At 46.8% G+C, this 19,209-nt stretch carries 15 protein-coding genes and 1 tRNA gene; 10 read left to right on the top strand and 6 right to left on the bottom strand.

The features are described 5' to 3' along the window. Positions 1-256 precede the first annotated feature (256 nt). Positions 257-859: an IS607 family transposase gene (locus NDI35_RS01195; RefSeq protein ID WP_445311132.1), complete on the top strand. Its 603-nt coding sequence runs from the start codon at positions 257-259 to the stop codon at positions 857-859. Positions 860-1,281: 422 nt separating this feature from the next. Here NDI35_RS01195 and NDI35_RS01190 read toward each other — a convergent pair whose 3' ends face one another. Both NDI35_RS01190 and purE read right to left on the bottom strand, forming a co-directional pair. Then, on the bottom strand, positions 1,282-2,883 hold the full coding sequence (locus tag NDI35_RS01190) for an ammonium transporter (protein ID WP_445311131.1): 1,602 nt from the start codon (positions 2,881-2,883) through the stop codon (positions 1,282-1,284). A gap of 83 nt (positions 2,884-2,966) precedes the next feature. Next, on the bottom strand, positions 2,967-3,488 hold the full coding sequence (gene purE / locus NDI35_RS01185) for a 5-(carboxyamino)imidazole ribonucleotide mutase (protein WP_445311130.1): 522 nt from the start codon (positions 3,486-3,488) through the stop codon (positions 2,967-2,969). A gap of 234 nt (positions 3,489-3,722) precedes the next feature. Here purE and nagA point away from each other — a divergent pair, with 234 nt between their 5' ends. The 3 genes from nagA to NDI35_RS01170 all read left to right on the top strand — a co-directional run bounded on the left by nagA (position 3,723) and on the right by NDI35_RS01170 (position 6,526). Then, positions 3,723-4,952: an N-acetylglucosamine-6-phosphate deacetylase gene (gene nagA, locus NDI35_RS01180; protein WP_445311129.1), complete on the top strand. Its 1,230-nt coding sequence runs from the start codon at positions 3,723-3,725 to the stop codon at positions 4,950-4,952. Between the two features lie 208 nt (positions 4,953-5,160). Then, positions 5,161-5,847, top strand: coding sequence for a magnesium protoporphyrin IX methyltransferase (gene bchM / locus NDI35_RS01175; protein ID WP_333231246.1), 687 nt, complete (start codon positions 5,161-5,163; stop codon positions 5,845-5,847). Between the two features lie 286 nt (positions 5,848-6,133). After that, on the top strand, positions 6,134-6,526 hold the full coding sequence (locus tag NDI35_RS01170) for a DUF423 domain-containing protein (protein ID WP_333293861.1): 393 nt from the start codon (positions 6,134-6,136) through the stop codon (positions 6,524-6,526). A 41-nt stretch (positions 6,527-6,567) separates the two neighbouring features. On the opposite strand, the gene NDI35_RS01165 is transcribed toward NDI35_RS01170, so the two are convergent. After that, a complete protein-coding gene (locus NDI35_RS01165; protein WP_445311128.1) occupies positions 6,568-7,662 on the bottom strand; it encodes a bilin-binding protein in 1,095 nt (364 codons plus the stop codon). Between the two features lie 883 nt (positions 7,663-8,545). Here NDI35_RS01165 and NDI35_RS01160 point away from each other — a divergent pair. Both NDI35_RS01160 and NDI35_RS01155 read left to right on the top strand, forming a co-directional pair. After that, positions 8,546-9,979: a phosphoglucomutase/phosphomannomutase family protein gene (locus tag NDI35_RS01160; RefSeq protein WP_333180168.1), complete on the top strand. Its 1,434-nt coding sequence runs from the start codon at positions 8,546-8,548 to the stop codon at positions 9,977-9,979. A 367-nt stretch (positions 9,980-10,346) separates the two neighbouring features. Next, positions 10,347-10,622: a lipopolysaccharide assembly protein LapA domain-containing protein gene (locus tag NDI35_RS01155; RefSeq protein WP_445311127.1), complete on the top strand. Its 276-nt coding sequence runs from the start codon at positions 10,347-10,349 to the stop codon at positions 10,620-10,622. A 14-nt stretch (positions 10,623-10,636) separates the two neighbouring features. Here NDI35_RS01155 and NDI35_RS01150 read toward each other — a convergent pair whose 3' ends face one another. From NDI35_RS01150 to NDI35_RS01140, 3 genes are all read right to left on the bottom strand, one after another. After that, positions 10,637-11,632 (bottom strand): hypothetical protein, encoded by a 996-nt coding sequence (locus NDI35_RS01150; protein WP_445311126.1) that lies wholly within the window; start codon positions 11,630-11,632, stop codon positions 10,637-10,639. Positions 11,633-11,786: 154 nt separating this feature from the next. Further along, positions 11,787-12,848 carry a hypothetical protein gene (locus NDI35_RS01145; RefSeq protein WP_445311125.1) on the bottom strand — a complete coding sequence of 354 codons (1,062 nt, stop codon included), beginning with the start codon at positions 12,846-12,848 and terminating at the stop codon, positions 11,787-11,789. Positions 12,849-13,407: 559 nt separating this feature from the next. Continuing rightward, a complete protein-coding gene (locus NDI35_RS01140; RefSeq protein ID WP_333055855.1) occupies positions 13,408-14,082 on the bottom strand; it encodes an Npun_F0813 family protein in 675 nt (224 codons plus the stop codon). Between the two features lie 913 nt (positions 14,083-14,995). On the opposite strand from NDI35_RS01140, the gene NDI35_RS01135 reads away from it, so the two are divergent. The 4 genes from NDI35_RS01135 (at position 14,996) to NDI35_RS01120 (ending at position 19,115) form a co-directional block, all read left to right on the top strand. After that, positions 14,996-15,069, top strand: a tRNA-Arg gene (locus NDI35_RS01135). A 329-nt stretch (positions 15,070-15,398) separates the two neighbouring features. Further along, a complete protein-coding gene (locus NDI35_RS01130) occupies positions 15,399-17,027 on the top strand; it encodes a site-2 protease family protein (RefSeq protein ID WP_445311124.1) in 1,629 nt (542 codons plus the stop codon). A gap of 240 nt (positions 17,028-17,267) precedes the next feature. After that, positions 17,268-18,218 carry a PIN domain-containing protein gene (locus tag NDI35_RS01125; protein WP_445311123.1) on the top strand — a complete coding sequence of 317 codons (951 nt, stop codon included), beginning with the start codon at positions 17,268-17,270 and terminating at the stop codon, positions 18,216-18,218. Positions 18,219-18,446: 228 nt separating this feature from the next. After that, positions 18,447-19,115 carry a hypothetical protein gene (locus NDI35_RS01120; protein ID WP_445311122.1) on the top strand — a complete coding sequence of 223 codons (669 nt, stop codon included), beginning with the start codon at positions 18,447-18,449 and terminating at the stop codon, positions 19,113-19,115. Positions 19,116-19,209 lie beyond the last annotated feature (94 nt).

Genomic DNA, 19,209 nt, shown 5'->3' with positions numbered 1-19,209 from the left:
ACCGAATAATTTGCACTGATTGCTGCATCAAATTTTACCGCTCAATTAAAGCCTCAATTCTTGTAATAATCAAGCACTGTGCTGTGTTGGGCAAGGGCGGCGATGCAGAACTTTGCTTTTTCGCACTACTTTACCATAAAAAATCTGCCTACCAAACTTTCTGGCACCGGAATCGGATTTGTCAAAGCCGCTGCTGTGCACAAAAATATATCTAAAACTTACCGAAATTACCCATTTCTGATGCTAAAATCCAAAAATGAAAAAATTAACCATAACTGAAGCAGCCAAAATTAAAGGTGTGAGTGCTTCCACCTTACGCAGGTGGGAAGCCGAAGGCAAGCTAATACCGGAACGCACCGCTAACGGTCACAGACGCTATGACCTAGCTCATCTTCTCGGCTTAAAACGCGAGGGCGCTTTAACCGTGGCTTACGCTCGGGTTAGCAGTCACAACCAAAAAGATGATTTAGACAGACAAAAACAAGTTTTGGAATTGTTTTGTGCATCTCAGGGGTGGCAATTCCAAATCATTGAGGATATAGGTTCTGGGGTTAATTACAGTAAGGGGGGTTTACAACATCTAATTCGGGCGATCGCAGACAATCAAGTAGAAAGGTTGGTATTAACTCACAAAGACAGACTGCTGAGATTTGGTTCTGAACTAATTTTTAATTTGTGCGAACACTTTGGGACAGAGGTAGTGATTATAAATCAAACGGAAAATACTAGCTGTGACGAGGATTTAGCTAAAGATCTACTAGAAATAATCACTGTTGTCTCCGCCCGCCTTAATGGCAGCAGGAATCCCAAGAACAAGCGGATCGTTGAAGAACTGAAAGCAATTGCCGATAAACTCTAATCAATACACGTGTTTGCAAAGTTCCGTTAGTTACAGATTCTCAATTCCCAATTATCAATTATCGGGGCACATCTCATGCAATCGAAAACTACTATATATGTAAGGCGTTGCATAATAGCGGCATGATTTTGATGTTTTTGTCGGATGGGCCCATGAGCCCGAAGGCGTGTATTTTCACAGCAGGCGGGACACGGCACAAAAATCATCCTCAAATTGTGCAACGCCGTATGTCAGCCCTTAAAAGTCAACTAAACATAAAATTATGCCCGCGTTCGCATCTAAGATTGAAACGCGAGCACAACGATAGACAGCCATAAGTAGGCGGATTTCAGATGGTGGTTTTTCTGAATAAAGGCGTGAATTAGCTGATAAATAGCTAATCTAGGCCACGAAAGCTGAAGTGGTCGAGCCCTTCGCACACTCTACAGTTTGGTAGTCTTGCCTCCAGAACCCCCACCATAACCGCCGTAGCTGGTTTCACTTCTGTTATCCAAGCTCGTTTCCTTCACAAACCCGGTGTAAGCTTCCATCCCGTGTTCGCCGATATCCAAACCTTCAGCTTCCTCTAAAGCAGAAACGCGGATACCCAGCAAAGCTTTGAGTGCCATCCAAAAAATCGTACTCAGCAGCACGGTCATCCCGCCTACAGAGATAATGCCGACCAACTGCGCCCAGAGTTGACCGAAACCTCCGCCCACAAGCAATCCGGCTGCCGGGCCTGCGGTATAAAGTCCAGTTGTAGGCCCGTCCGCAAACAGCCCAACTGCCAAAGTTCCCCAGATGCCACAGACTAAGTGAACTGAAGTTGCTCCTACAGGGTCATCAATTTTCAAGTTGTCGAAGAAAGTTACTGCGAAAACTACCAGGATGCCCGCGATCGTGCCGATAATGGCAGAGTTGGGCACGTTGATCCAAGCACAGCTCGCTGTTACCCCGACTAAGCCGGCGAGGATGCCGTTGATAATCATGGAAAGATCCGGTTTGCCCAGGTACAGCCAAGCAGTAATGGTTGCAGCAATTCCCCCGAAGGCGCCGCCGGTGTTGGTGGTGATGGCAATGTGGGCGATCGCATTTGGATCGACTGCCATTGTCGAACCGGGATTAAACCCGAACCAACCCAACCACAAAATCAAACAGCCCAAGGTGGCAATGCTCATATTGTGTCCCGGCATCGCCACAGTATCGCCGTCGCGGTACTTGCCGATTCGCGGCCCCAAAAATGCCGCTCCCATCAAAGCCGCCCAACCGCCTACCGAGTGAACCACTGTCGAACCGGCAAAATCCCAGAAGCCTGCTTTTGCCAGCCAGCCACCGCCCCAAATCCAGTGTCCGGTAATCGGGTAAGCAATTCCTACTAGCAGCAAGCTGAAAATTAAGAATTCAAGGAATTTAATTCGCTCTGCAACGGCTCCAGAAACGATCGTGGCAGCAGTTCCCGCAAAAACTAATTGGAAAAAGAATTTAGCGTTGAGGGGGACTCCCGTCCAGTTTAATGCGCTGAAAATGCCTTGATAAGCGTCTCCTGTGGCGGGGCTGTTGTCAGCTACGTTCCACAGGAAAAATCCGCCGCTGGTACCGATAAAACCGTTGCCGTCGCTGAACATTAAGGCAAAGCCGATCGCCCAATATGCGATCGTAGAAAGCGCAAAAACAATCAAGTTTTTGGACAGCACGTTAACCGCATTTTTTTGGCGACAAAACCCGGTTTCCAACATACCGAAACCGGCGTTCATAAAGAACACTACCATCCCAGCCACCATGACCCACATGGTATCCATGCCCACCTTAAGGCTTGCTAATTGTTCCTCGGTGGTTGGCGTTGCAGGGGTTTGGGCTACTGCCGCATATCCCCACACCAAGACGATGATTGCAGCTATTGGTATGCAGGCTTGCCAACTTGGGCTGAGGCGGGCGATCGCCCATGATAACTTCTTCAACCTGTTGACTTTCGTAAAATATTTAGCTGCTGGCAAATTTAAAGCCTCTCGCCTGAATTGTTTCGACTTTTTCTTTCCGACAGTCATTTTAATCACTTTTACCCTCTTTACGGCTAGTAAGCTCAGCAATATTCGGAAAACTTTCCAATCTTACTACAAAAGTTTATGGATTATTTGTTGAGATTGAGATAGTTATGATAGCCTAGCTCTTCTAGTTGATTTTGTTTTTTCAGTACAGATTCGGACAAATTTTTGCGGTAATGCAAGACTCGCTCTAGCAATTCTGGCTGATGAGCTGCCAGTATCTGAACTGCCAGCAAGCCAGCATTCTTAGCGTTGCCGATCCCCACTGTTGCTACGGGTATCCCGGCTGGCATTTGCACGATCGAGTACAGCGAATCTACCCCTTGCAGGTGTCGGCTCGGTACAGGCACCCCAATTACGGGCAAGGGCGTTAAAGATGCTACCATACCCGGAAGGTGCGCCGCTCCCCCTGCTCCTGCGATAATGACTTTCAAGCCTCGTTGGTGCGCGGTTTGGGCGTATTCCACCATGCGCTCAGGGGTGCGGTGCGCCGAGACTATCGCCACGGAGCAAGCAACACTGAATTCTTCGCAAACTGCGATCGCATCTTTCATGGTTGGCAAATCCGAATCGCTACCCATGATAATTCCAACTGTCGCTTGATTCATAAAATTTTCAGATTTGAGATTTCAGATAAATGCTAATTTTAAATGATTGCGTTAACTCCAATTTAGATATTTTGTACCCAAACTGACCCTTAAAAGCAATTTTGCCACCAGCCCCCGTCTGAGCAGCCCTGGAGCCAGCAAAAAGCAAAAAGCTCCCCCTCCTCATCGCCAGCCACCGGATTTATCCGTAGCGAATATTAAATCTAAAATCTAAAATCTAAAATCTAAAATCGGATGACTGAAGCCACAACCCCACCTGCCGCCCGCACAGATATTCTCAATGTTCGCCTCCCCGGTTGCAAGGATTTGCAGATGCTTGCTGTTGACGAAACGGGTATCATTCAAGAAGTTTGCCCGATGGACGCGGTATTTAAACGGATTTGTCCTCCCGATTTGCAAGTGCTTGATGTAGCAGGCGATTGGCTTTCTCTAGGCGGTGTTGACTTGCAGATTAACGGCGCCCTTGGTTTTGCTTTTCCCGATTTAGAAAGCAAACATATTGAAATTTTGCCGAAAATTTGTCAATTTTTGTGGAATCAGGGAGTCGATGCTTTTGTGCCGACTTTGGTGACAACTTCACTGGATAAGTTTAGGCGATCGCTCTCGACTATAGCTGATTATATCCGCACTGTACAAACCGCTGCTCCCGCAACAATTCAACCCAAAACAGCGGAAATTCTCGGCGTTCACCTCGAAGGCCCTTTTCTCAACCCCCAGAAGCGAGGAGCTCACCCAGTTGAGTTTTTATTACCGCTCACTATAGAAAATGTCAAGCAAGTTTTAGGAGATTGTGCCGATATTGTCAAAATAATTACTTTAGCGCCGGAGTTAGACAGCACTGGCGAAGTCATTTCCTATTTGCAAAGTTTGGGAATTTCCGTGAGTCTCGGACACTCCCAAGCGACGGCAGAGCAAGCCCAAAAAGCATTTGAGCGGGGAGCTTCGATGGTAACTCACGCTTTTAATGCGATGCCGAGTTTGCACCACCGAGAACCGGGTTTGTTGGGAGCGGCGATTGTTTATCCGGGCGTAAAATGCGGTTTAATTGCTGACGGGAAGCACGTTTCTCCGACAATGATTGATTTTTTGCTGCGGGCTGGTAGATATGAAAAAGGCGTTTTTTTGGTGAGCGATGCTTTGGCTCCTTTGGGTTTGCCTGACGGTGTTTATCCTTGGGATTCCCGACAAATTGAAGTCAGAAAAGGTACAGCTTGGGTAAGATTAGATTACCACTCGGCCCTGGAATCTGCTACTTTGGCGGGCACAACTCTGCCACTGTTGGCGGGAGTTCAGAATTTGGTGGAGTGGGGAATTTGCGATGCCGAAAGTGCGATCGCCCTGGCAACTGAATCTCCGAGAAGGGCGATCGGAATTTCGGGAATTATGGGCAAATCGGCAACTCAATTGTTGCGCTGGAATTTAAATGCGGCGACAAAGGAATTGACTTGGCATCGACTTTTTTAGCCTGTTATACCCTTCTAGATTAAAAAATTGAAAAAGTGGGAATCCGCGAAGTGGTATTACCCGATAGATTTCAGATTTTAGATGTGCCGTTTTCATCGAAAATCTAAAATCGCCAATCTAAAATCTGTAGTTGCAAGTTGCACATTTTCGGAACCGGATTGCTATATAATATCTAACCGTTGGCAATAACTCAGCAGCAGGCAGATCGATGAATTTGGTAGACGACAAGACTATAGTTAGACAGTATTTTAACTCGACGGGCTTCGATCGCTGGCAGCGAATTTACGGCGAGGGCAAAGTCAATAAAGTTCAGCTAGACATCCGCACCGGGCACCAGAAAACGGTGGATACAGTCATCGAATGGCTGCAAGCTGACGGCAATTTACCCGGGCTTTGTGTCTGCGATGCTGGTTGCGGTGTAGGCTCTCTGAGCATTCCTCTGGCTGACGCTGGGGCAATTGTTTGCGCTAGCGATATCTCTGAAAAGATGGTAGCAGAAGCTTACGATCGATCGACAGCAGTTCCCGGCAAGCTCTACAACATCTCCTTCGCCGCCCAAGATTTGGAAGCTTTAACCGGCAAATTCCACACAGTGATTTGTTTGGATGTGCTAATCCACTATCCTCAAAATAAGGCTGCAGAAATGATCGCTCACCTAAGTTCGATCGCCGAATCGCGACTAATTCTTAGTTTTGCACCGAAAACTTTAGCACTCACCGCCCTCAAAAAAATTGGTGAACTTTTCCCCGGCCCGAGCAAAACTACCCGCGCTTACCAGCACCGCGAAGCTGATATTATCAAAATCCTAGAAAACAATGGTTTTGTTATTAACAGAACAGCGATGACTAGCACTAGCTTTTACTATTCTCGCTTGCTGGAAGCTGTGCGGAAATAGGTTAAAAATATTTGCAAAAAAGCTAATTTCTCCTCAGCCTTGGGTGCGCCCCGCGCACCTTCCCTTCCCAGAGTTAGGCCAGTGAACATCTCTACTATGCGATTGCTTCGCGGAGGCTAGCAATGACAAGTAAGCCACGCACCGCACACATTCGATATCAACAATTAGATATTTTTCTCTCCTCCTCCTTCCTTCTTCCTTCTTCCGACGGACATCGGACTGACATCCGTTACATCAGTTACATAATCCGTTGCCGAACTTCCTTCTTCCCAATTCAATAAATATTATGTCAACGCTAATTTTAATTCGTATTTTTATAGCAGTCGGAGCCTTATTCGGAGGTTTATCCGTTGCAGGCGGTGCTTTCGCCTCCCACGCTTTGAAAAATCAATTGAGCGATCGAGCTTTAACAATTTTTGAGACCGGCGCCCGATATCAAATGTACCATGCCCTGGCTCTATTACTCGTCGCTTTACTCTTGAGCCGCGCTCAAGAGTCTCAAACCTTTTTTGCAGTGGCTGGATGGGCTTTTATTGCCGGCACTATCATCTTTTCAGGCAGTTTGTACGCCCTGAGTTTGAGCGACATCAAATGGCTGGGTGCAATTACGCCCCTGGGGGGAGTTGCTTTTATTGTTGGTTGGGGATGTTTGGCAGTCGCCGCTTTTAGTTTTAAATAGGCAACAGGTAAATTTTGAAGCAATTACCAATTATAAATTACCTAATTATCAAACACATCCCTGGAAAACAGCTCTGTCAAAGTACGCAAGTAAGGTACAAATACCGTTAAATCTTCAGCAGGAAGCCGCTCGCATATTTCCCAAAACAAAATCAGCAGCATATCCTGCACTAATTCCCAACTTACATGAAGTTTCGGGTACAACATCACGCAAATTGGAAACAATTCTTGTTGTACCGGGTGAATGCTACCTTCCAAAACGCACCAGCACAAATAGCTTTGAAAAATCTCGACATCCCGGATACCAGAAATTTTTACCTCGCGATCGCTCAAATACCCGCTGCTGCTGCGGTATCCTTGATGCTGGGCACTAGCTCGATCGTACACTGCACTAGCAATCTGAGTCGTGTGCTGCAATAAATGCTGAACGGCTAATAGAGCTCTTGAATTCGGGGGGTGATTCGCCGCAGCCTCGTTAATCTCTCCGTAGGGAATGTGCAGGTAGTCGTCTACAACTTTTAAGTAGGGCGCAAATTCCGCTCGCTCTGACTCCGAAAGACATCCTAACAAGATTTTGCTAGTGTATTGAAACTCCATTGTCACAAATCCCAGCACTAACGGATCAGTCTTTGAATATTTTCGCCTCACTTTGATAATATCTTTTCCCACCAGGACTGACAAGCGGAAAACAGGTTCTCTATCCGCATAAGCGTCTATTGCTTTCTTATATAAGGTGCGAGAATCGGCGGCCATTTCTAAAGAATTAATTAAACTTGGATCGATCGCGTGCCGCTCTATTTGTTTCTCTAAAAGAGCTTCTACTCTACTCCAAGCTATCTCGCTGGCTAATTTCAGCGTATCTGTCAATTTGTCAACTATTTGGGCTCTATTTCCCTCAAAATTAGTTAAATCGAGGCTTGGGAGAATTTGGCGTGGCGCTTGGTTCTCTCGTGTCGCAACTGTACTGTAATATTTTTTTGCCCAGCTAACTGCGAAGGAAGAAACGCTGACACCTTTAGCTTTTGGGAGTTTGTCAGTTTCCGATCCGATAATACCTTCGGACGCCTGACTTGCGCCCTGTTGAAGTTGGTCGGCTGCTGGTAAAGATTTTGAAGATATTTGTGAAATACCCGTCATGATAAACCTCGTTTTTTTATTAAGTCGCACCCGATGGATTCCCCTAATTTTTAATGTTGTTAACTACAATTTTCTGCATTTGTACGCTGATAGTCATCAGCCATTACGCTTAAAGCTATAAGCCATTTGGCTCGACTGCTTGCATCTTTTATAAGCTGCACGTTAATAACATTATTTATTGTGAGATCGATCACCATCACTCTGTGATCGCGACCCTAATCTATTTTTTTGACGTATAAAGAAGGCTGGAAATAAATTTAATTTGTCTGAAAAACTGAGAATTAAAGTTAAGTCTGCTTAAAAAAACTGCTGCTTGAAATACCTTATTTTTGTTTTGGAGCGCTTTGGTTGAGCGCCTTCGTTTCTTCAAGAAGCTAGGCTACAGCACGATCTAGGGGTGACTTTGGTTAATTTATTTCTATAGCTGAATTAGAAATGTATTTTTAGTCTGGCGATTGTTAGGAAACCCTAACAAATTTAACGCTGGGATTTTCTAAATAAAAAATTAAATTTGAGATGAGAATCAGATTTATGTGCATTTAGTTAATACCATTGCCAGGGCCGTTTTTTGCGATCGGTTTTTTAGCTTCCCCGTGAAGCGAAGCTATCCCGTAGGGAATCACCCCCAATCGATCGCCGTCGGTTCGATCGACCACCTACCCTTCAAAACCAGAATTAGCGACTGAGTAGCCCGATAACTCCCACATTTTGCCAACTCTGAGTTTTTCGAGTCCTCTCCCGGAACCCGAAGCCTGTCTCTACAACGATAGGATGAGGTTGATGCGGGCCCCACGGGCGATCGATCCTCACAAACAGCACGGCCAGTACGTCTTTAAGGCTATGGCTTCGGGTAGGATTAGTAGGACGAGAGGAAGTGGATAAAATGAGCGCTAGCAGCAATTCAACAGAAATTAAGTTCGGAACCGATGGGTGGCGGGGGCTGATTGCCCATGACTTTACTTTTGCCAACGTGCGAAAAGTCACCCGGGCGATCGCCAGTTACCTAGAAACCGCTTACACCAAAGACCGCCCAGTTCTAGTCTCCTACGATACCCGCTTTCTGGCAGACGAGTTCGCCCGCACGGCGGCTGAAGTATTGGCAGATTTGGGATGGACTGTGAAAGTGGTCGATCGAGATTGCCCCACACCAGTCATCGCCTACAGCGCCAAGCATCTCAACTCCGCAGGAGCCCTGATGTTCACGGCTTCGCACAATCCCGCACCTTACTGCGGCATCAAATACATCCCCGACTACGCGGGCCCGGCAACCCCAGAAATTACCGATACAATTGTGGCAAATATTGCTGGTGCTTCTGATGCCCCAGCCAAAGGCAGCCACAACGATAAAATCTCCAGTTTTGACCCGAAACCCGAATATCTGAAGTTTCTTTATACTTTGATCGATGTGGAGCGGATTCGCTCTGCTAAGTTGAAGGTGAAGTACGACGCTCTCTACTCGACTTCTCGCGGCTATCTCGACGGCGTTTTGGAACACTGCGGCTGCGATGTCGAAAGTTTTCATACCTACCGCGACGTGCTGTTTGGTGGCGGAATGCCCGAACCCAAGGGGGAACAGTTAGTTGAGTTGGTGGAAGCTGTTAAGAAGGATTCGGCGGATTTGGGTTTAGCTACCGATGGCGACAGCGATCGATTTGGTATTGTTGACGAGTTGGGAAATGTTTTGACTCCAAACACCGTGCTGTTGCTGCTGGCGCGTCACTTGGTTAAGAATAAAGGCTTGACTGGGGCGATCGTCCGTACAGTCGCAACTACCCACTTGCTGGACAATTTGGCCGCCAAGTACGGTTTAACAATTTACGAAACCGCAGTCGGTTTTAAATACATCGGCGAAAAAATGCGGGAAACTGCTGTGCTCATCGGTGGCGAAGAATCTGGCGGTTTGAGCGTTTTGGGTCACATTCCCGAAAAAGACGGGATTTTGGCTGATATGCTAGTTGCTGAGGCGATCGCCTATGAAGGCAAACCGCTGTCTCAGCTAGTCGAAGAAGCCATTAAAGAAGCCGACGGCCCCCTGTACAACAAACGTTTGGACTTGCACCTAGAAGAAGCCCACAAAGCAGCCGTTTTGGAATCTTTTACCAAGAATCCCCCCACAGAAGTAGCAGGTATCGGCGTTAAGGAAATCGGTCGCAAAGACGGAATTAAACTTTATCTTGAAGACGGTGGCTGGGTACTGCTGCGGCCTTCGGGAACCGAACCCTTGATGCGCGTTTACATGGAAACCAATTCTGTGGAAAAAGAAAGCCAAGTTGCCCAACACATGGAAAAGGTAATTTCTCAGTTAGAACCTGTTTAATTTTCTACCTATTCCAACGGGGGTTTTTCCCCTAGCGCTTGAGATTGTGAGGTGCGCTTGGCGCACCTTACATATTTTTGATAACTCTGGCAAAGCCTCGGAACATTAATCATCGATACTGCTGGGCCAGTTATATATTTGCAATCGACTTGGATTTGTTTAAGTTTGGGAAGCGTAAATTTATTTATGTTTGTTAATTTTTTAATTAATTAAAAAAATTCTCTATTTTTTCCGTCTCTACTTGACTTTTCCCCTAATGTTATTCTATATTATTAAATAATGGGGTGTTTGCAAAAATAAAATTTTTAAACATATTTCAATTATAAAACAAGTATACAAGTTAAATTATTAGCCTGTCAACCAGTTTATGAAAACAATTCCTCTGCTCGCCATTAGTTTTTTAGTAGCAATTTTAGTAAGCGCGATCGGCATTATCTCAGTGCAGAACGCCGCCCCAGTATCCTTAAACTTTATCTTTTTTCAATCGATACAACTGCCCGTAGGAGTAGTATTGGCAATGAGCCTGAGTGCAGGACTGATCGGAGGTGCGCTACTGCAACCGCTGTGGAACATTTCAGATTCCCAAAACTCACGTCCTAAATTTCAGGCAAATCCAGAAGAATCCGACACCGTACAATATTAAATAGATTTGATCCCTTAGAGGGAATATACCTGACCGTCAATTAGCAGCCGAGTAATTCCCTTAGCTCGCAAATAAGGCGCTGCTTTTTGCAGCATACTGCTGTCAGGAATTTTGAAAACTCTTTGATTGCGAGTAGCAAATCGGCGGGCCACTCGGTGATTGTCAAACACTGCTAGGGTTTTCTCGCGAATTTCCGCCGCCGGAATTTGACCGAGTTCGCCAAAAGCTTTTAGAGGTCTGGTGATTAACTCCGCTGCCCGATCGACCACTAAATAGCAAATTGTGGGCAGAGATGCTTCGCTTAAAGGCAAAACTTGAATCAGTCCTGTACCCCGAAGCTCGATAGACTCACCCGACGATAGTGAACCCAGGAGACTGCCTTCAAACAGAGAGTCTTCATCCTCTACATCTTCGTCGAAGTCGTCATCTAAATCGTCTTCATCATCCTCCTCATCCTCCTCGTCCTCATCGTCGTCCTCGAAATCGCTAAAATCTTCACCTGCCAGCAGCCCTTCTGCTGGCAGCCTTGCCTTTAGTTCACCAGTCACAACAGCGCGCTGGCTGCGATCGGCAATATTGGCTGCTTGGGCATCTGGCAAATTAGAAACATCTAAATCTGACTCTACATTCCCTCGAATTTCGAGTTCTGCAACTGGTTCGGGGACTGAGTTAGAACGCTTTCGGATTGTCGGTCTCAAATTTGAGGCTGACGGCAGGACAGGGACTGACTCCGACAGGGGGACACCTACAGGATCGATTTCGCCATCTGCCGACGACTCAGTAGTCGCCTCTGTCGGTTCAGAAACACTGGTGCGATCGGACAAACGCTTTTGTTTTTGCTGCACTAGAAATTCGTATTCCGGCTCCGACAAAGCACCCTGAAGGATGCGCCTCACAGTCGAACTGCTCACTCCGTAGCGCTTTGCCAGAGTGATAGTATTCTCGTTTGACTGTCGGTACAGCCTGATGAGTTCGCGTTTGTCTGAATCGGAGAGTTTTGTAGGCGTCATGCCAAGTTTCCCAGCAAAAAGACGTGAAAAGACGCAGGCTAGTAGGCAGCGAACTGTGATTTTTCATTTTCAAGTTCAAGCTCAGAGATGCCGACAATGGCAAAAAAGCTTTCGCGTCCCCATCGCTTGCCAAAGCAACCCCAATCTCAAATCGCTACGCGGCGCGACGACTGCGCCTACTCTGGCGAGAACGGGTTGAGATGTCATGTTCCAAGATAGCTCCAATCCCAAACAGGATGCCGCTGAAAACAAAAAAGATTTCCAGCAAACTGCCGCTTTGATAAGTACCCTCAGCCTGAGTATCGCGCCATTTAAAGTACATATCTGCGATGTAAAGCGAAAAAGTAGCAGCCGCAATCATTCTCCAAGATTGGGAAAAACGTCCTCCCCAAAACGCCAGCAGCAATGCAGTAGCAATAATCAGCAGAAAAACGTCCCCAACGATGTAAAACAAATTGATTGCATAGGCGTAAGGCGACAGTTGCTTGTCAAGTGCTATTACCCATCCCGGAGCTTTGATTTCTGCTTCTGCTTCTTCTTCTTCGGGTGCGGATGCAGCATCAGTCGCTGCTGCTTTTGGCTGTATCTTGGACGAATTGTCCAAAGCAGGCGCTCTTCCTGTGGCAGCGGTTGCTGGTTCAGATTCTGTCACTACTTCTTGAGTGGCTGCCGGAGCCATTCCTAGCTGGGCCCTCCAAGAGTCAGGTGCAGCAACCCAAATAGCTACAGCAATCCCCAAGGCTGCAATTCCCGCTAACACACCCCACTGCCCAATTTCTAGATTCAGTCGCTTGGAAGTCACGGCTAGAACCATGCCCCAGATCAGTACCACATAGCTGCCCAGATAAAACGCATCGGCAGGAGACACGTCCGGGTCTAACTCGAAATAGAGTTCCCAAATCCCGAACAGCAGGTTGGCTAGGAAATAGAACAGCATCCCCAGACCAATGCCCAGCCAGACGTTGCGCCCGCTGACCATGTGCGGGCTTTGCCAGTTTCTAAAACAGACTAAAGCCGCTCCCAAGAATGCTCCGCATTCAAAAACATAAGTGCCGATCGAGTACCAAAGAGGTAAACCCTCTTCTGCTGAGAGGGGGACGCTGAACAGCAAAAAGAACAGCAGCGCCGTGACAGCCCAGACAATGCCCGCAATCACTAGGGTCTGAGCTGACAGTAAAGATGAAGATGTAGATGACTTTTCTGAAGTGCTACTCATAGGGATTCCACGAGACCTAACTAGCGGTTGAACGTACCCCATCTCAATCTTTGATTAAAGATGAGGATTCTTTCGCCAAAAAACCTTAAAAAACCTCGATCTGACGCTTCCGGAATAACTGGCGTCCTCAGTGTGTCGTCGGGACTTTTGCCCTCGTACACTCTAGAAAGACTAAGCAAGAATAATATCTATTTACTAATTCAATCAATTAGTCGTTAGTCGATCTTGTACCCGGAAATATAATGATAGAAATACGGTATATGTCTCCACCCTTAAGGTTTTTACAGTACCAAATCTATCTCTGAAATTATACCCTCACAGGTTGAGGGAGCTGTTTTTTTGCTTTCACTCTTCCCCACTCGTCTCAATGATTCTGGGTGGGGAGTGAGAGCGAAACTTAGTTAAATTGCCAGACCATAGGTGGCATCCAAACCGAATCAACAATTTGGTTGGTCAATACAAGTTGGCAATCCAACCTGTATATCGCGTACCCCCTACAGTGCAATTATCTAAGCTCAATTATCTGGGCCCAATTGTCTGAGCAATTGTCACAGATTTTCTATCCTGCGATCCACAACTTGTTGAGGGCTGATTGTTTCAGCCAATCTAGAAACTGAGTCCGATCCGGTGCTGGCATATCTTGCAGCACATCGCTCACTCCCTCCGCGAAGTCCGTATTGCCAAAATATGATTTGCCCAAGCGGTGGAGTTCTTGCAATAAGGTCTTGAGATGCTGCTCTTGCCAAGGAGGCACCTTGTGATTTTGCAAGGGGCTAACGGTTAGCCAGTTTTTTATCGCATCAGGGGAGTCTGCCTGGGGGAAGTTTCCCTGCTGAAATACCTTGGCGATATCTTTCTGAAACGATGTGGCTTGCCTTGCGCCTAAGAGGTCTTCTACATCGAAGTAAACAGCTTGGAGGAGCAGCAGACAAGCCTGCGCGAACAGTGGTGCTTTGGCTGCTTCATTCCCTGCCGGTTCTTCACCGGCAAGCTGATCTAAACGGACTTTTCCCCAGACGCTATATCTATCCGGCTCTTCTAGCAGAACACAGGCTTTGCCTCGGTTGTCGGTTAAGTCCCGCCACAAGGCTCTGGCGTCTTCTGCTTGCTTGCCGTTAAAGGCGCTGATCAGGCGAAAAGTCTGCCCCTGATAATTGAGAATGGGAATTTGTTGATCCCGTTTTGGGTGTTGAAAATTGGTTATTTCAACATCCTGCCGTTTCAGAATAAACATGACACTGCGATTTGACTCCTGTCATGGCCGAGGTGCTGTGCTTTTGACACTCCCGATGCCTAAAGGCGAGGGGATTCTTGATTCAGCGAGTCCACTTAAATTAGCAGGATTGCTCCCGATCACCCAGAGATGGTTCTCTCCTCAAGCGTTCCGATACTTTTTTGCTAACAAATGTTAACAATTATCTAAGCTGAGATTGTCTCTCGGCCTTGGCGTATAAATCAATGCACGAAGGAAAGTCCCCCGCGCACAATTTACGACTGCTGTACTGGCAACGCTTGATTTTCGCGCTCGTGCCGAGCGGGCGATTGACTGTTTTGCTTTGATGCCGTAGAGGAAGCTTATATAGAGGCTCCGTACCATCAGGGATTTTCACCTGAGTCTTTCAATCTAGTTCTACCACATTTTTATTAAATATCAAGTCGAGCAGAATGTTAGCCCACATAACTCAATATCAGCAAATTAGTCATTCTGGCTCAACTCATACCTCAAATCAGGGCATGCTCTCTGGTTTTTCGGTAATGCGGTCAGCGTTTTAGGCTTTGCCACTAGGGGATGTTACAGACATCTGGAAAAAAGCACCTGTGACTCTTGTGGTGTCTGAGCTGCGTCTTAATGTGGGGAGATATCCGATCGACCAAATATTTGGGTTTCACCTCGACCTCTAAATACTTTACGCGAGTTTAGGTCCTACCTTACAAGCGTGCTGTTTGCAGGTGAGTCCCTCCAGCTTTGGTCAGATACAGTCTTGGAGGCACAGGCACTCTCATCATCTTGGTTTTTTTTCCCCAACCATCGCGCTGCACGCCATATTTTTGTAGATCAAAGCGGTTTCTGCGTAAGTCATCATATAATTTACTTGCTCGATCGCACACTGCACCGATACAATAATCTTGTTAGCGATTTTTGAGTTGGGTGCGTAACTCAGTTGGATAGAGTAGCTGCCTTCTAAGCAGCGAGCCGCAGGTTCAAGTCCTGCCGTACCCGTTACACAAAACCTAATAGCATCAACGCTTTGAGCCGTTCTTTACCGAAAAGTAGAGAGCGGCTCCAACCTTATTTGTTTCGCATTTGTTTCGCACAACAAATGCACAACACCGCCTGCCAAACCCAGGCCAATCTTCCTGCTTCTGGGCGATCGACACTGCTACCCTTCTGAGTATATGCTGGCCACAGCCGATGTGATATCATAAAAAGTCTACTGTGTCAATAGCCTAGATCCTGTGATGTTCAAACACCACCAGCAGCAGGTTTTGGGCCGAGTAGCCCTCAGGGGTTATCCTTAGTAATCAGGCTAGTTTCCGATAGGTTTGGATATGTTCCCAACAACTCTATTTCATATTCCCCAAAATTTAATGCTATTACTCGACCGCAGCGCGATCGACCGATTAAAGCCCCTATTGGCGCAAGCAACCGGAATGCCTATAGTTGCATCGGAAAATACGGCAACAATTGCGCTCGTATTGGTTGCTCTGGGAATTCTGGGTTGGGGATTTTATCGCGCCAGACCTTTTGGCAAACTGGGAATTTTGGCTTGGTTGCAATCTGTTGCGCTAATGAGTCCCTGGCTGCTGTTCTTTGGTTTGTTCGCCGCCGGAATTTACCTCAATCTAGTTGCGGTATTGTTGCTGCTCGTGGTCTCCACGGGATTGTACATTTATCTGGGCCGGCAATTGCGTAAGGCTGCATCCGATACAGTGCTGCCGCGGCCGGATGCTGCTGAGGTAAAGTCTCAAAGCGATGCTTTTTCCGCTCCTGAGTCGCAGCGGCCACCAGGCCCAGAAACCATTAAAATCGTCACTTCCTCGCCTGCGAATAATGAATCAGAAATAATTCCCGTTCCAGTGGAAGACCTCAAGGCAATTAAAGGCATATTTGGAATTGATACTTTCTTTGCCACAGAAACAATTCCCTATCAAGATGGGGTAATCTTGAAAGGCAATCTCCGGGGAGACCCAGAACAAGTACACTCACGTTTGACGGCAAGTTTGGAAGAAAAATTAAACGATCGCTACCGCCTATTTTTAGTAGAAAATCAGGACGACAAGCCCGTAGTGATTATCTTGCCCAGCACCAACGACCCGCAGCCAACAACCGTGTCTCAAAAAATCCTAGCAGTCGTGCTGCTGCTGGCAACAATTGCTACTAGCTTAGAGACAGGCGGTTTACTGCTAGGTTTCGATTTCTTTAACTCGCCGGCTAGATATCTAGAAGTTCTGCCAATTGCAGCCGGAATTTGGGCGGTTTTAGGCTCTGGGGAAATTGCTCGCCGAGTGCTGGCAAATCGGTACAAGGTTCGCTTGAGTTGGCCGTTTTTTATACCAACTTTGCAGATAGGTTGTTTTGGAGCGATCGAGCGTTTTGAGTCGTTGCTGCCCAACCGTAAAGTTTTGTTTGACATCGCTTTTGCCGGGTCAGGGGCTGGGGGAATAGTTTCTCTGCTAATGCTGGTAACGGGTTTGTTGCTGTCTCACCCCGGCAGTTTGTTTCAAATTCCCGCAGAATTTTTCAAGGGCTCGGTTTTGGTGGGAACTTTGGCAAAAGTGGTTTTGGGTTCGGCGTTGCAGCAGCAGATTGTTGACGTTCACCCGCTGGTAGTTATCGGTTGGTTGGGCTTGGTAATAACGGCGATTAATTTGATGCCGGCGGGACAGTTGGACGGGGGTAGAATCGTGCAAGCCATCTACGGTCGGAAAATAGCCAGTCGCACTACTTTGGCGACTTTTGTGGTGCTGGCAATCGTTTCTTTAGTTAATCCTTTGGCTCTGTATTGGGCGATCGTGATTCTGATTTTACAGCGGAATCTGGAGCGGCCGAGCCTCAACGAGCTGACTGAGCCTGACGACGCTCGCGCGGCTTTGGGTTTGCTAGCTTTGTTCTTGATGATTGCTGCCCTATTGCCGTTGACTCCGGCTTTGGCTGGCCGTCTGGGCATCGGGAACTAACAGTAGTCTGGCATCTTTGGTAATAGGCTCTTGGGTTGCGGTAAATTAGTGGAATCTAGGAATTGACCGATCAAACTGGCAACTGAAGGGCGATCGGGTTCCTAACTACTAATTTCCAATTAAAACCTCCGCCCAGGGCAATTTATCTACTACCAAAAGTTGATTTTTTTATATCCCAAAATTTGTTTAAACTTGATCGATTAAGTTTAAATAACTTATCTGAGCCTATAGGATAAAGTCATGGCTAATCAACTTCCTCCTGTATTGGTAACTTTTGATGCAGATGTTTTAATGACTGGCAGAACCCAAGTGTGGCAAGAATATGCCAAGGTGGGAACTTGCTATATCCCGGAAGTAGTGTACGACGAAATAGATCGTCTGACAGGGCAAGCGGTGGAAAAAGAGCAAGAGCAAGTAGCTAGAGAGTTTATGCGATTTTTTGCCGACAGTGGCTGGATTGCAACTGACGCTCAGGAAACACACCGAGCTCTCGAACCTTCGATCAAAAATCAAAGCAAGCCAGCAATGCTGGTAGTGGCGACGGCTCAGTGCGTTTACGGTTTGGCTCAAGAACACCCGGAGGCATTGGTGATTTTTGTGTCCAACAGCCAGCCTCTGCTGAAGCGGCTGGCTTCTGTAGGCGCTACGAATCTCTGCGGGATTACCGGGGCGATGCTGTTAAATTGGGCGAGGAAAGGGGAACGCCCGCCTGCGGCGACTCAGCAATTGCAAAGTTTGATGCGTACCCTCGCCGAACGCAAATCGACTCAGCGCCCTAACAGCAGAATTCAGGATGCTGCTGTTGGCCACACGGGGGCTTCTGCTAGCAAGTTAACGGGAACCCGCGGCGCTTCTGAATTGAAGTCGGCCAGCAGTTTTACTAAAACTAATAAAACGGGTTTGACTCAGAAGCGCAGTGCGAGTTCGCGCCCCAAAACGCCGCGGCGCAGTCGCGAGGAGTCGAGAGATTACGAGCCGGCTGTATATCGCATGAAACATATTACACCTCCGAAAAAAAGGAACAGCGGTTTTCTGTCTACTGTGTTCAATTTTTTGGGAGCGTTATTTTTCTTGACGGTAGCGGTAGGTATTTTGTGGCGAGTGTTCGATGTTAGGGGTTTTAGAAAGACTTTTGTGCCGGCTCTACCACAGCCTGTGCAACAATTTGTTAAGTCGATCGACCGTAAATAATCTGGTTTTCTGAAAATTTCACCTTCAGATCCGGCTGACTTGTGCTTTCGGAAACTGGGACAGCACGCTTGGTTAACAAATCGGTTCGCTCCCCTAAATATAGCGGTAAGCTGCTTGTGGCGCACGCTACGTTTAGAATTTATGGTCTTAGTCCGCTGGGAATTTTCAACGGCTACTATCACAACAGAAGATGAACGCTCCACTTTAGTGTTCTAAAAATTCCTCGCCATGCTGAACGGGAACCAAATAATTAGTGGATTAGCACTGGCTTTTGGGGGTTTTGCTTATGCTTTAGTATTTTTTGTTCTTCTTCCCTTCAGACAGTACGATTATGCAGCACCGCTTGGGGCAATAGCAATGGCGATCGCCCTTACTCTAGCCATGAATTGGCTACTATCTGCATCGTTGCTAACTGGCTGGAGTTGGGTGGCTGCATTATTTGGTTTTCAGGTAGCCCTCATGTTTTTTGGTAGCGTGTTTCTGGAAGATGGGCTGTACCTGCCAAATTTGTTGTTTTTTGGAACTATGAGCGTAGGATATGCGAGCGTTTATACCAGTTTTTCACAACAAAAAACACTGGTAATTGTGGGTTTATGTACAGTATTTTTCCTAGCTTCAATGTACTTGTTTTTGATTGGTGGCTATGCGATCAAAGGCAAAAATCCGTTTCAGGGTTCTTCTACCGAGATGCTGCCACTGTTGAATCAAAGGGTAGAAATTATCACCGACAATCCCAAACAATTGTATTTGAATGGCAAAACAGGCGAACTCACGCATATTAACCGTTATGAGGTGACAGTGAAACTAGATTCGGGAGCAGACAAGAGATTGATGTGGCCCTATGTCGATGTTTGGTGGCAGGATATTAAGGCTGCTAGCAAACAGAAATCGCAGTAATTTATATCGTTTCCGGTTGCCTCGGAATAATAAAATCGAGTCAACACTTAACACTCAACCATTCAGTTTTTCGACCCGCCCGTCAACAGTCAAC

Source organism: Microcoleus vaginatus FACHB-2002 (assembly GCF_040004035.1).
GTDB lineage: Bacteria > Cyanobacteriota > Cyanobacteriia > Cyanobacteriales > Microcoleaceae > Microcoleus > Microcoleus vaginatus_C.
The sequence above is the reverse complement of the archived record's forward strand: the minus strand, read 5'-3'. Positions and strand labels throughout refer to the sequence as shown.

What these genes read in the sequence shown, in the direction of transcription:
- purE (WP_445311130.1), bottom strand. Translation starts at nt 3,488, where the DNA reads ATGAATCAAGCGACAGTTGGAATTATCATGGGTAGCGATTCGGATTTG.
- NDI35_RS01195 (WP_445311132.1), top strand. Translation starts at nt 257, where the DNA reads ATGAAAAAATTAACCATAACTGAAGCAGCCAAAATTAAAGGTGTGAGT.
- NDI35_RS01130 (WP_445311124.1), top strand. Translation starts at nt 15,399, where the DNA reads ATGTTCCCAACAACTCTATTTCATATTCCCCAAAATTTAATGCTATTA.
- NDI35_RS01120 (WP_445311122.1), top strand. Translation starts at nt 18,447, where the DNA reads ATGCTGAACGGGAACCAAATAATTAGTGGATTAGCACTGGCTTTTGGG.
- NDI35_RS01140 (WP_333055855.1), bottom strand. Translation starts at nt 14,082, where the DNA reads ATGTTTATTCTGAAACGGCAGGATGTTGAAATAACCAATTTTCAACAC.
- NDI35_RS01150 (WP_445311126.1), bottom strand. Translation starts at nt 11,632, where the DNA reads ATGACGCCTACAAAACTCTCCGATTCAGACAAACGCGAACTCATCAGG.
- NDI35_RS01160 (WP_333180168.1), top strand. Translation starts at nt 8,546, where the DNA reads ATGAGCGCTAGCAGCAATTCAACAGAAATTAAGTTCGGAACCGATGGG.
- NDI35_RS01190 (WP_445311131.1), bottom strand. Translation starts at nt 2,883, where the DNA reads ATGACTGTCGGAAAGAAAAAGTCGAAACAATTCAGGCGAGAGGCTTTA.
- NDI35_RS01155 (WP_445311127.1), top strand. Translation starts at nt 10,347, where the DNA reads ATGAAAACAATTCCTCTGCTCGCCATTAGTTTTTTAGTAGCAATTTTA.
- NDI35_RS01145 (WP_445311125.1), bottom strand. Translation starts at nt 12,848, where the DNA reads ATGAGTAGCACTTCAGAAAAGTCATCTACATCTTCATCTTTACTGTCA.
- nagA (WP_445311129.1), top strand. Translation starts at nt 3,723, where the DNA reads ATGACTGAAGCCACAACCCCACCTGCCGCCCGCACAGATATTCTCAAT.
- bchM (WP_333231246.1), top strand. Translation starts at nt 5,161, where the DNA reads ATGAATTTGGTAGACGACAAGACTATAGTTAGACAGTATTTTAACTCG.
- NDI35_RS01165 (WP_445311128.1), bottom strand. Translation starts at nt 7,662, where the DNA reads ATGACGGGTATTTCACAAATATCTTCAAAATCTTTACCAGCAGCCGAC.
- NDI35_RS01170 (WP_333293861.1), top strand. Translation starts at nt 6,134, where the DNA reads ATGTCAACGCTAATTTTAATTCGTATTTTTATAGCAGTCGGAGCCTTA.
- NDI35_RS01125 (WP_445311123.1), top strand. Translation starts at nt 17,268, where the DNA reads ATGGCTAATCAACTTCCTCCTGTATTGGTAACTTTTGATGCAGATGTT.